Genomic DNA, 13,376 nt, shown 5'->3' with positions numbered 1-13,376 from the left:
TGTATGGAATTTCAATAATAAGTTTAATATTATTTGCTAGTCTTAAATTCTTAGGCAAAAAATATAATATTGACTTTTTAGGTTCTGATAAATTTATAAACAGTTATCTAAATTTAATGTGCATTATAATTAATATACCTATTTTATTTGGTGGATATAAAACTATAGATTTTTATGTTAGTAAGAAAAATTCCAAGAATAATCAAGCTTTTATAATTAAAAGTATATTGATATTACTACTAATATTTTTTGTATATATTAGTTACACATGGTGGGGTATTGTATATTACTTTTTATTTTAAAAATATTATGGGAGAAAGTAGTCAATTTAGCATAACAACAAGTGCAAGAATTCCATAAAGGGAGGTGATATTTTGAAGAAAGTTTTAGCTATTTTTCTTATTTGTTTGTCATTTTTTGCAGGGTTTTTCGTAAATAATACAATTGCAAAAGAGAATCGAGGATTGACAAAAAGTCAAACGGAAAAGTTAATCAATAGAAAAATTTCACAAGATGAGTGGAAAAAAATGACTCGAGATGGCGAATTGGAAATGATCGGCGCTGCCGATGGACCTACGCAAATTTATACTGAATCAAAAAAATAAGAAAATTGAAAAATAAGAAAGTTCGGTGGGAAATCATTGCTCCGGACTTTTTAACGATTTATAAAGATAAAGTATTTTTATATAATAAGGTTGAAAAAACTGTTATGATTGATTAAGAAAAAGGTAAGAAATCGAATAAATAAAACGTCAATTATATAATTTGATAAAGTAATAATAAGCTAATTGCTAAAATAAAAAGGGGGATTTTTCTAATGAATAAAAAAAACTTACTTTTCAAAATTTCAATTGTTCTTAATATTATTCTCTTGTGTTCTACAATTATTTTCCAGCAAAAACTACAAAATCCAGTGGTTCCCCTCTTGAGAGGAACTTATGTGTGTTTTAATAAAGATTTTTATTCATTGTCCTTTGATACTGAGAAAAAGGTCTATTATATCTTTTGTAATGGAAGTCTTATAGAGAAAGGTAATTTTAAAGAAGATGAGGACAAGAGGATATACAAACTAGAGGACAATGACTTTAACAAATATATATTCTTAAATGGAAAGACTTTTTATTTTGCCATATCAGAGGATAAAGTAATTAAATTTGAAAAGGAATCCTATGCAATAACTTTTTACGGAGAATCAAGTGATTTTGAATAAATTTTTTATTTAATAATTAAGTTCATAGATATAAGAAGAGGCGAAATAATGGAATTTATTATTTTTATTTGCTTTATGATTTTGCTTTTAAATTTTAGAGCAAATACGAGAAGGAAAAAATTTAATAAAGATAAAATTTACAACAATCTAAATCCACTTTATTTGTTTTTTGCATTATTTTGCCTTTTAATATGGCTTTACTTTGCTATGAAATTTATGGGCTGTCTATTTGATGTTTTAAGAGATGGCTATAAAATGAACTTTTTTAAATTTTTATTTTCACAAATTAGAGCTATAGTTCTAAAATTTGCAGAAAATAACAATGAAGATATTTCTCACGAATTATTAGCACTACTAATGTCATATGAAAATTTTTTGAAAAGTTGTCTTTTATTAATAATTAGTTTTGTTTTCCTTGATTTAATGATCAAGAGAATTGTAATAAAAGATGAGGAAATTATTTTTAACAATAGAGTTTATAAAATAAAGGATATTGTGGATTTTAAAAATATTAATATTTTTGGTAATAAATATGTTCAATTAAAATTTAAAAAAGATGAAATTTATTTGCCAATTAAGGGCAATGAAAAATTTATTAATTTAATTGACGGAAAAAGTTTAATAAAATAAAAAAATTTATAAAGACAAGAAAGTTCAGTGGAAAATTATTTCACCGGACTTTTTTCTTTGCTCAAATTTATCCTTGTGATAATATATGACTTAGGATGTGATTTTGTGATTTTAAATGAAATTAGAAATATAATGAGAGAAAAAAATATAGATTTTTATATTATCCCATCAAAGGACCCCCATGGATCTGAATACCTACCTGATTACTACAAAGAAAGGGAATTTGTCACAGGCTTTACTGGTTCACAGGGGACTGCTGTCATTACAAGAGATGAGGCATATCTTTGGACTGATGGCAGGTATTTTATACAAGCTGCAAAAGAAATTAAAGAATTTGGCTTTGAACTTCAAAAAGAAGGTCAAGTTGGAGTTTTAAACTACAGTGATTGGATTAGCGAGAATATAAAAGAAGGCATGACTCTTGGTTTAAATGCAGAATATTTTTCTCACCAAATTTTTTCATCTTTGGAAGAGAAATTAAAGGAGAAAAATGTAAAAATTGTTGATGCTGATTTAATTACTGACCTTTGGAAAAATAGGTATCCTCTACCAAGTGAAGATGCTTTTTTGCTTGATGATAAGTATGCAGGAAAGTCTGCAACAGAAAAAGTTTCTGAAATTAGAAAAATTTTAAGGGATAAAAAAGCTGACATGACAATAGTCTCTTCACTTGTGGACATTGCCTGGACTCTTAATATTCGTGGCATGGACATAAAGGATACGCCAGTTCTAATTTCCTTTATGATTATAGAAGCTAAAAAGGTAATTTTATTTACTGACAGAGAAAAGACTAAAAAGATTGAAAGAGAAATTGCAGATTTTGTTGAAGTAAAAAATTACTCAGAATTTTATGCTTATTTAAAATCTTATAAAGATAAAAAAATTTATCTAGATCCAAACTCAATTAACGAAAAAATTTATAAGGGCATCTGCCAAAAAAATGAAATAATTTTTGGCAATAATATTTCAGAAAATTTAAAGGCAATAAAAAATGAAATTGAAATAAAAAATCTTGAAGATACTTATATAAGGGATGGAGCAATTTTATTTAAGTTTATCTATTGGTTAAAGAAAAATGCAAAAAATAAAATTGGCGAATATGATGCAGCTATGATGCTTGACTCTATGCGTGCAGAAGATCCACTTTACATTTCAAATTCCTTTGATACGATTTCTGCCTATGGAAAAAATGCAGCCATGATGCACTACCATGCCAGAGAAGAGGACCAAGCTGTAATTGAGCAAAGGGGATTTTATCTTGTGGATTCAGGTGGGCAATACTATTCTGGTACCACAGACATCACTAGAACCATTGCCATGGGAGAACTAACAGAAGAAGAAATTCACGACTACACAATGACTTTAAAGAGTCACATAGATTTAATGGACGCTGTATTTTTAAAGAGAACTTATGATTTAGCATTAGATGGCATTGCCAGATATGCTTTGTGGCAAGACAGGATGGACTACAAGTGCGGTACAGGTCACGGAATTGGCTTTGTCCTTTCAGTTCACGAAGGACCACACAGAATTTCTCCAAGAGACCCTGCTGTCAGGATGGAGGAAAACATGATTGTATCCAATGAACCTGGTGTCTACAAAGAAAATAAGCATGGCATAAGAATTGAAAACATCATGAGGGTAGTCTTTGACTGCGAAACTCATGACTCAGTATTTAATAGATTTAAGACAATTTCTTTTTGTCCCTTTGAACTTGATGCAATTGATGTAAATTTACTTACAGATAGGCAGATAGAGGTTTTAAATTCTTACCACAGAGAAGTTTTTGATAAGTTAAGTCCACATTTACATGGAGAGGTTTTAGATTATTTAAGAGAAGCAACGAAAGAGGTTAGTAGATAATTGTTAGATTTAAGAGAAAGGCTTGATAAGCTTCCAGATAAACCTGGGGTTTATATAATGAAAAATGAATTAGATGAGATAATTTATGTTGGTAAAGCCAAGTCTCTTAGAAAGAGAGTGAGACAGTACTTTGGCTCTTATGGAAAGTCTTCCAAAAAAGTTGCCAGCATGGTCTCAAAAATTCATGATTTTGAGTATATTATTGTAGAAAATGAAGTGGAGTCCCTTGTCCTTGAGTCCAATTTAATCAAGGACAATCTCCCAAAATACAATATTCTTTTGCGTGACGACAAGCAGTATCCTTACATAAAGGTAAAGGTCAACGAGAGATTTCCTAGAGTCATGAAGACAAGAAGGATTTTAAAGGATGGGGCAAAATATTTTGGGCCCTATCCTGATGTCTTTGCAGTAAATGAATCAATCGAAACCTTTGAGAGACTTTACCCTCTAAGGACCTGCAATTTGAATTTAGAAAATGTTGAAGAAAAAAACTATAGACCTTGTTTAAATTATTACATTGGAAAATGCATGGGACCCTGCATAGGAAATGTAAAAGACGAAGATTACAATGTAATGGTAGATGAAGTTTTAAGTTTTCTTTCAAGTTCTGACAACAAATTAATTGATAAGCTTCATGAAAAAATGATGGATTACTCAAGAAATCTTGACTATGAAAATGCAGCCGACCTTCGCGACAGAATTAAAAATTTAGAATACTTAAAGGAAAGACAACTTATAAGTGACCCTGAAGCTCGCGATGACAAAGACATCATCGCCCTTGCCAAGGGAATAGACGAAGTTCTCATTCAAATTTTCTTTTTCAGAAATGGAAAAATTATTGGCAGAGAGCATTATATGATAAGGGATTACTACAATGACAGCTACGAGGAAATTTTTTCTTCATTTTTAAAACAATTTTATATTGGTGCATCTTATATTCCAAAGGAAATTATTATAGAAGAAAAGCCCATGGATATTAAGGTGCTAGAAGATTGGCTAAGTGAAAAGAGAGGCAATAAAGTTACAATCACTGTTCCAGTAAAGGGCGACAAAAAAGAATTAATTAGGATGGTCAAGAGAAATGCCCTTGACATGATTGAAAAGTATGGCGATAAGTACAAAAAGCGTGCTGAATCAAATAGGTTGGCACTAGAAGAGATAAAAGATTTAATTGGCTTAAATAAAAGACCAAGGCGAATAGAAGCCTATGACATTTCAAATATTTCAGGTGTTGAATCTGTTGGGTCTATGGTTGTATTTGAAGATGGAGATGCAAAAAAGAGTGACTACAGAAAATTTAGAATAAAAAGTGTTATAGGACCAGACGATTATTCCAGTTTAAAGGAAGTCATAGAAAGAAGATTTAAAAGGGGAGTAGAAGAAAAGAAAGAAGATAAAAATTCTTCCTTTTCAAATTTTCCAGACCTTATAATGATGGATGGTGGCAAGGGTCAAGTAAATGCAGCAAAGGAAATTCTCGATAAATTAAAGTTAAATATTGAAATTTGCGGACTTGTCAAAGATGACTTTCACAGAACTCGTGGCATTATTTACAAAAATGAAGAATTTAATGTGGATTTAAATTCTAGAGCCTATAAAATGATTTACAAGATCCAAGAAGAAGCTCACAGGTTTGCAATAAATTATCATAGAAATCTCAGGTCCAAAACAATGTTTAAGTCAGAGCTTGACGATATAAAATTAATAGGACCAAAGCGAAAGGAAAATTTGTTGAAGCACTTTAAATCCATTGACAAAATAAAAAAAGCAAGCATTAAGGAGCTTATGGAAGTTGAATCAATGAACGAAAAAAGTGCAGAGTCACTTTATGAACATTTTAGGAGAGCAAATAATGGGAGTTAAATTAAAATATTTAGTAGAAGAATTAAATTTTGAAATTATTCACAAGTCAACTGATTACAATGAGATAGAAATAAAAAGTAGCGACATAAATAGACCAGGACTTCAACTTTGTGGCTATTATGCAAAATTTGTCAAAGATAGAATACAGCTTATTGGCACACAAGAGTGGCACTATATAAATTCATTGAATGACGAGGAAAAATTTTCAACTTTAGAAAAATTATTTAAGTACAACATACCAGTAGTTGTATTTTCAAGAAATAACATGATTTTTCCTCAAGCAAAATATTTAGCTGAAAAATATAATGTCACTGTAATAAGAAGTTCGGATACTACTTCAAAAATTTTTAGCAAAATAATTTCCTTTGTTGATGTAGCTTTAGCACCAACTACTAGAATGCACGGAGTTTTACTCGACATCTCTGGTATTGGCGTCTTAATAACAGGAAGAAGCGGAATAGGAAAGAGTGAAACAGCTCTTGATTTAATTTCCAATGGAGCAAGGCTCATCTCTGACGATTCAGTAATTATAAAAAATATTGACAAAAAATTAATAGGAAAGTCACCTGATATTACAAAATATTTTATGGAAATTAGGGGAGTAGGAATTATTGACATTCAAAAAATGTTTGGTGTTGGTTTTGTCATGGAAGAAAAGGCAATAGAAATCGTAGTAAACTTAGAAGATTGGGATGAGTCCAAGGAATATGAAAGACTTGGCCTTGACAATATCTATGAAAACATTCTAGGCATAGATGTAGTTAAGTTTGACATACCAGTAAAACCAGGAAGACATACTGCACTTATTATCGAAGTAGCTACAAAAAATTATAAGCAAAAGGAATTGGGTTACAATCCGGCTTCTGCTCTTAACGAGAGAATGTTAAAAAAATTAAAATAAAAATTATAAGAGCACAAGTAAGTGCTCTTTTATTTATTTTTATAAATGATTAACAAAAAATTTACAAAAAAAATATAATTCCACATTATGAAACATCTTTCATAATTCGCTGTTTTCAAATATTTAAAGTCATTTTATTAACAATATTATTGAAATTTTTTAAACAAAGTTCTATAATATAAACAGTATGGTTAGTTTATATTTATATTATTAATAATAGGAGGAAGATATGGCTAAAACATTTAAAACAATGGATGGTAATGAAGCAGCCGCTCACGTCGCTTATGCGTTCTCTGACGTTGCTTGTATTTACCCTATAACTCCGTCATCTCCAATGGCTGAGCACATTGATGCTTGGGCTTCTCATGGAAGAAAAAACATTTTCGGACAAGAAGTATTGGTTAAGGAGTTACAATCAGAAGGAGGAGCTGCTGGAGCTGTTCATGGTGCACTACAAGCTGGTTCACTTACATCAACTTACACAGCGTCTCAAGGTTTATTACTTATGCTACCTAACATGTATAAGATAGCTGGGGAATTACTTCCAGGAGTATTCCATGTTGCAGCTAGAGCATTAGCATCTCACGCACTATCAATCTTTGGTGACCACCAAGACGTTATGGCTGCTAGAGCATCAGGATTTGCACTTCTTGCATCAGGTTCTGTTCAAGAAGCAATGGACTTAGCTGGTGTTGCTCACTTATCTGCAATTAAAGGTAGAGTTCCTTTTGTTCACTTCTTTGATGGATTTAGAACATCTCACGAAGTTCAAAAAATTGAAGTACTTAATTACGACGACCTAGCAAAACTTGTTGATCATGATGCAATTAAAGCTTTTAAAGAAAGAGCTTTAAATCCAAATGGACCACAAGTTAGAGGTACTGCTCAAAACCCTGATATTTACTTCCAAGAAATCGAAGCTTCAAATAAATACTACACAGATATCGTTGGTATTACTGAAGATTACATGAAAGATATTTCTAAATTAACTGGAAGAGAATACAACTTATTTAACTATTATGGAGCTAAAGATGCAACTGATATTATAGTAGCAATGGGCTCTGTAACCGAAACAATCGAAGAAGTTGTAGATTATCTAAATGCAAAGGGAGAAAAGACAGGACTTATTAAAGTTCACCTATACAGACCTTTCTCTATTAAACACTTAATGGAAGCAATTCCTGAAACTGTTGAAAGAATTGCAGTTCTTGATAGAACTAAGGAAAAGGGAGCGGTAGGACAACCTCTTTACTTAGATGTAAGAGATGCCTTCTATGAATCTGACAAAAAACCACTTATTGTTGGTGGTATTTATGGACTAGGTTCTAAAGACACTAACCCAAATGATATTCTTTCTGTATTTGATAATCTTAAAGAAGCTGAACCTAAAAATGACTTCACAATTGGTATCATTGATGATGTAACTCATAAATCACTTCCAATTAAAAAAGAAATCACAACAGAACCTGAAGGAACAATTAGATGTAAATTCTGGGGATTTGGTTCTGACGGTACAGTTGGTGCAAACAAATCAGCGATTAAAATTATTGGTGATAACACTGATATGTATGCTCAAGGATACTTTGACTATGACTCCAAAAAATCTGGTGGAGTTACAATGTCTCACTTGAGATTTGGAAAAAACAGAATCACTTCAACTTACCTATTAACTGAAACTGATTTTATTTCTTGTTCAAAACAATCCTATGTATATTCTTATGACCTATTGAGAGGACTTAAAAAGGGTGGAAAGTTCTTACTAAATACTATTTGGAATGAAGAAGAACTTGAAGAACATCTTCCAGGTTATATGAAGAAATATATTGCAGACAATGAAATTGAATTCTACACAATTAACGCTACAAAAATAGCTGCTGAAGTTGGACTTGGCGGAAGAACTAACATGGTAATGCAAGCTGCATTCTTTAATCTTTCTCAAGTACTTCCAATTGAAGAAGCTGTTAAACTTCTAAAAGAAGCTATTGTAAAAGATTATGGCGCTAAGGGCGACGATATTGTAAAGATGAATTACGCAGCTGTAGATCAAGGAATTGGCGCACTTAAAAAAGTAGAAGTAAAAGATTCTTGGAAAAATGCTGATACTACTAAGGACTTCAAGATCAGTGGAGCACCTGACTTTATCAACAACATTCTTATTCCAATGAATAGACAAGAAGGTAACGATCTTCCAGTTTCTACTTTTGTTGATATGCCTGATGGAACATTCCCATCTGGAACAAGCCGTTACGAAAAGAGAGGTATAGCTGTAAATGTTCCTCACTGGAAGATTGAAAACTGTATCCAATGTAACCAATGTTCACTAGTATGTCCTCACGCTGTTATTAGACCTTTCTTAGTTGACAAAGACGAAAAGGCTAATGCACCTGAAGGATTTGAAACTAAAAAAGCTAATGGCAAGGGACTTGAAGATTATGAATATAGAATTCAAATTTCACCACTAGATTGTACTGGTTGTGGAAACTGTGCTCAAGTATGTCCAGCTAAACAAAAAGCTCTTGTTATGTCACCATTCGAAAATGAAATTGATGTACAAGCTTCTAACTGGGAATATGCTTCTGAACATATTAAATCTAAAGAAGAAAATATTGAGCCAAACAACTTCAAGAACTCTCAATTCCAAACTCCATATCTTGAATTCTCTGGAGCTTGTGCAGGTTGTGGAGAAACTCCATATGTAAAACTTGTTACACAATTATTTGGAGATAGAATGAGTATTGCTAACGCAACTGGTTGTTCATCAATTTGGGGCGGTTCTGCACCATCTATGCCATATTGCACAGATGACTGTGGCAATGGACCATCATGGGCTAACTCATTATTCGAAGATAATGCTGAATACGGTTATGGTATGGCAGTATCTCAAGAACAAACTAGAAATAGAATTGAAAATCTAATGAAAGAATTTGTTGAACTTAATGTAGATAAGGATGCTAATGAAGCATTTAATGCTTGGATTGAAGGTAAAGAAGATTACAAGTCATCTAAGGCTGCAAGTGCTAAAGTTCTAAAAGTTCTTGATAAAAAATTCGGCAACGACAAGGCAGATGAAATCATTGATACTCTAAAAGGTCTTGAAAGATTCCTAATCAAGAAGAGTCAATGGATTATCGGTGGAGACGGTTGGGCATACGACATCGGTTACGGTGGACTTGACCATGTTCTTGCATCTGGTGAAAACATCAATGTTCTTGTTCTTGATACTGAGGTATATTCTAATACAGGTGGCCAAGCTTCTAAGTCAACTCCAACAGCAGCAATTGCACAATTCGCAGCAGCTGGTAAGTTAACTAAAAAGAAAGATTTAGGCCTTATGGCTACAACTTATGGTTATGTATATGTTGCACAAATTGCTCTAGGTGCTGACAAAAATCAAGCATTCAAGGCAATTAAAGAGGCAGAAGCTTATGATGGACCATCACTAGTAATTGCTTACGCACCATGTATCAACCACGGCATTAGAGTAGGTATGGGCTTCTCAGTTGAAGAAGAAAAGAAAGCTGTAGAAACTGGCTATTGGCACCTATACAGATTCAACCCTGAACTTAAGGCTGAAGGAAAGAATCCATTCATCTTAGATTCTAAAGAACCTACAAAACCTTTCAGAGACTTCCTTGATGGAGAAGTTAGATACACTTCACTTAAGAAATTATTCCCTGAAAGAGCTGAAAAACTTTATGAAGTTGCAGAAGAAAATGCTAAAGAAAGATACGCAAGCTATGTAACTCTTTCTGAAGAAGAATAATATAAGAAAGTAACTCAATATATATTTTATAATTATTTGGACTCGCTCAAGGAAACTTGGGCGAGTTTTTTGTGTAAATTTTATTTTATATGTGTTAAACTTTTTATAAGTTGATATTAGACTTATGCCTTAATCATTGATTTTTTTAATTTTTTGATATAATATTAAAATTATTACTGGAGGTCAAAATGAAATTAATTTTTGATATAAATGGTGGAGATAATAAATCCGAAATTATTAAGGGAGCAATCGAAGCTTCTAATGAATTTGATACAGATATTATTCTAGTTGGAAGAGAAGATTTCATAAAAGAAAATCTACAAGAACTAGACTACAATAAAGACAAAGTTGAAATAGTTGATGCAAAGGAAAATATTGAGAACAATGAAGACCCTGCCTTTGCACTTAGACGCAAAAAGGATTCTTCAATTGTCATTGCTATGACTTTATTAAAAGAAAAGAAAGGCGACGCCTTAATTTCTGCAGGAAGTACGGGAGCACTTTTAGCAGGTGGCTTATTTATAGTTGGAAGAATTAAGGGAATAAAAAGAGCAGTTTTACCTATAACTATTCCTGGCATGAAATCAAACACTATGGTAATTGACTCTGGTGCTAATATGGACACAAATCCAGAACTCCTATTAGAGTTCGCAACTCTTGGTGAAGTTTTTCTTAAAGAATATTATAAAATAGATTCTCCAAAGGTTGGTTTATTAAATGTAGGTAGTGAAGAAGGCAAGGGAAACTCTCTTTCTAAAGAAACATATAAGGTCCTTAAAGATAGCAATATAAATTTTTCTGGAAATATTGAAGCAAGAGACATAATGAATAACGATGTTGACCTTCTTGTCTGTGATGGCTTTGATGGAAATATTTTACTAAAGTCAATTGAAGGTGTAGTTGAATTTGCTGTAAAAAATGTTTTAAATAGTATCGAAAAGTCTGAACTTGATAATGAAAGCAAAGGTGCTTTTAGTAAATTTTTAATGACTAAATTTAAAAATTTAGATGCCAAGGAGGTTGGTGGCACAATTCTTTTGGGTATTGACGGAAATATTATAAAGGCTCATGGAAATTCAGATAAAAGAGCAATAAAAAATGCTGCAAAATATGCTATAAGTATAGTAGAATCTAATATAGTTAAAAAAATTAAAGATAAGGTGGAAGGAAAATGAAAGAAAGAATTCTAGAAATTATTGCAGAACAATTTAACATGGATGTAAGTGAACTTACAGAAGATATGAACTTTCAAGATGACTTAAATGCTGATTCAATTGAACTTGTTGAACTAGTTATGACTATTGAAGAAGAATTTGAGACTGAAGTTTCTGAAGAAGATCTGGAAAAATTAAAAACTATTGGCGATGTTATTGACTATGTAGAAGATTTGGATCAGTGATTTCATGCCTATGGATAATCTAAAAAATCTTGAAAAAAAATTAAATTATAATTTTAAAAAGAGAGATCTTTTAGAAAAAGCCTTAACTCACAGCTCTTTTGTCAACGAGAATGATATGAAGAGCTTTGAGAGCAATGAAAGGCTGGAATATCTTGGCGATGCAGTCCTTGGTCTTGTAATTGGAGAATATTTTTATAAAAATTTTCCAGAAGACAATGAAGGCTCCCTAACTAAGATGAGAGCAGAATCTGTAAATGAGAAAGTTTTATTTTTTATTTCCAAAAAGTTAAATCTTGGCGAATACATAAAGTTTGGCAAGGGAGAAATAAAAAGTGGTGGAAAAAATAGAGAGTCCACTTCTGCTGATGCTCTTGAAGCTTTATTTGGAGCAATTTATTTAGATTCGAATTTCAAAAACGTCAAAAAAATTATTTTAGATTTATTTCAAAGTTTTTTAGAAAAGGATGGCTACAAGTTATTTAATATTGATTTCAAAACTAAATTTCAAGAGCTGGTGCAAAAATCTGGCAAAAAAGCTGAATATAAATTAGTTAGAGAAGAAGGTCCCGACAACGACAAGACTTTCTTCACTGAATTATATTTAGATGAAGTTTTAGTTGGAAGTGGAAAGGGAAAAACAAAGAAGGACTCTCAACAAGAGGCTGCCAAGGATGCATTTAAAAGGAGAGGGGAAATTGTCTAAAAGAAATATTATACCAATTTTCATTCCTCACTATGGTTGCCCCAATGATTGTGTTTTTTGTAACCAAAGAAAAATTACGGGAATGTCTACAGATATTTCAAATAGTGATGTGGAAAATACTATTTTGGAATATCTTTCTTATTTTAAAAGAAAGGACATCGTTGAAGTTGCCTTCTATGGCGGAAGTTTTACAGCCATACCTATAGATAAGCAGAGTGAATTTTTAGAAGTTGCCTATAGATATAAGGAAAAAGGCTTAGTAAAATTTATTAGACTCTCCACAAGACCAGATGCCATTGACCATGAAATTTTAAAAAATTTGAAAAAATATGGCGTTGATATAATTGAACTGGGAGTGCAAAGCCTAGATGAAGAGGTTTTAAGGCTTTCCAATAGGGGGCACAATGCAACATCAGTTTATAAGTCTGCAGAAGAAATTAAGGATTATGGATTTTCACTGGGGCTTCAACAAATGGTAGGACTGCCAGGAGATAATATTGACAAGTCTATTTATACAGCAAGGGAATTTGTAAAACTAAAACCCGATTGTGTGAGGATTTATCCAACCCTTGTAATAAAGGAAACTGCTCTTTATAAAAACTTGATAGCTGGAAAGTACAAGGCCTTAGATTTAGAGTCTTCTATTAAATTTGTTGCAGACATACTTGATATTTATTATAAAAATGACATTAATGTAATAAGAGTTGGACTTCAACCAACAGAAAATATAAACTATGATAAAGATGTAGTTGCAGGAGCCTTTCATCCAGCCTACAGGCAGTTAGTTGAGGCATATTATTTTAAGACTGGTATTTTAAATTATTTTAAAAAATCAAAAAATATAAGTCATGAAATTTTAATTTTTGCCATTGGGAAAAATATTTCAAATATTAGCGGGCAAAAATCAATAAATAAAAACGAGATTATAAAAGAATTGGGTATTTCAAAAATAAAATTGATAGAGAAAGATTTAGGAAGTTTTCAAGTTGAAATTCAAGCTAAATTTAGTGAGCTTATGGACATAAGGGATTATTATAGGTGAGT

11 protein-coding genes are annotated in these 13,376 nt (G+C 31.7%); all 11 read left to right on the top strand.

Annotated elements, in window-relative coordinates; translation table 11 throughout:
* The first annotated feature begins 374 nt into the window (after positions 1–374).
* On the top strand, positions 375–605 hold the full coding sequence (locus Q0U74_RS01410) for a hypothetical protein (RefSeq protein ID WP_297392239.1): 231 nt from the start codon (positions 375–377) through the stop codon (positions 603–605).
* A 212-nt stretch (positions 606–817) separates the two neighbouring features.
* Positions 818–1,210, top strand: a complete 393-nt coding sequence (locus Q0U74_RS01405; RefSeq protein WP_297392237.1) for a hypothetical protein — start codon at positions 818–820, stop codon at positions 1,208–1,210.
* Between the two features lie 48 nt (positions 1,211–1,258).
* Complete coding sequence (locus tag Q0U74_RS01400; RefSeq protein WP_297392235.1) at positions 1,259–1,840, top strand: hypothetical protein; 582 nt, start codon at positions 1,259–1,261, stop codon at positions 1,838–1,840.
* Between the two features lie 105 nt (positions 1,841–1,945).
* Positions 1,946–3,703, top strand: a complete 1,758-nt coding sequence (locus Q0U74_RS01395; RefSeq protein WP_297392233.1) for an aminopeptidase P family protein — start codon at positions 1,946–1,948, stop codon at positions 3,701–3,703.
* Entirely contained in the window at positions 3,704–5,566 is a 1,863-nt protein-coding gene (gene uvrC / locus Q0U74_RS01390) for an excinuclease ABC subunit UvrC (RefSeq protein ID WP_297392231.1), read from the top strand.
* Complete coding sequence (gene hprK, locus Q0U74_RS01385) at positions 5,556–6,467, top strand: HPr(Ser) kinase/phosphatase (protein WP_297392229.1); 912 nt, start codon at positions 5,556–5,558, stop codon at positions 6,465–6,467. The genes uvrC and hprK overlap by 11 nt, the downstream gene beginning before the upstream one ends.
* Positions 6,468–6,696: 229 nt before the next feature.
* A complete protein-coding gene (gene nifJ / locus Q0U74_RS01380) occupies positions 6,697–10,230 on the top strand; it encodes a pyruvate:ferredoxin (flavodoxin) oxidoreductase (RefSeq protein WP_297392227.1) in 3,534 nt (1,177 codons plus the stop codon).
* Positions 10,231–10,418: 188 nt separating this feature from the next.
* Positions 10,419–11,405, top strand: a complete 987-nt coding sequence (gene plsX, locus Q0U74_RS01375) for a phosphate acyltransferase PlsX (protein ID WP_297392226.1) — start codon at positions 10,419–10,421, stop codon at positions 11,403–11,405.
* Entirely contained in the window at positions 11,402–11,629 is a 228-nt protein-coding gene (gene acpP / locus Q0U74_RS01370; protein ID WP_297392224.1) for an acyl carrier protein, read from the top strand. Before plsX ends, acpP begins: the two co-directional genes overlap by 4 nt.
* A gap of 4 nt (positions 11,630–11,633) precedes the next feature.
* Entirely contained in the window at positions 11,634–12,332 is a 699-nt protein-coding gene (gene rnc / locus Q0U74_RS01365; RefSeq protein WP_297392222.1) for a ribonuclease III, read from the top strand.
* On the top strand, positions 12,325–13,374 hold the full coding sequence (locus Q0U74_RS01360; RefSeq protein ID WP_297392220.1) for an elongator complex protein 3: 1,050 nt from the start codon (positions 12,325–12,327) through the stop codon (positions 13,372–13,374). Before rnc ends, Q0U74_RS01360 begins: the two co-directional genes overlap by 8 nt.
* Positions 13,375–13,376 lie beyond the last annotated feature (2 nt).

The sequence above is a fragment of the uncultured Peptoniphilus sp. genome (assembly GCF_946998875.1).
Lineage (GTDB): Bacteria > Bacillota > Clostridia > Tissierellales > Peptoniphilaceae > Peptoniphilus_A.
The sequence above is the reverse complement of the archived record's forward strand: the minus strand, read 5'-3'. Positions and strand labels throughout refer to the sequence as shown.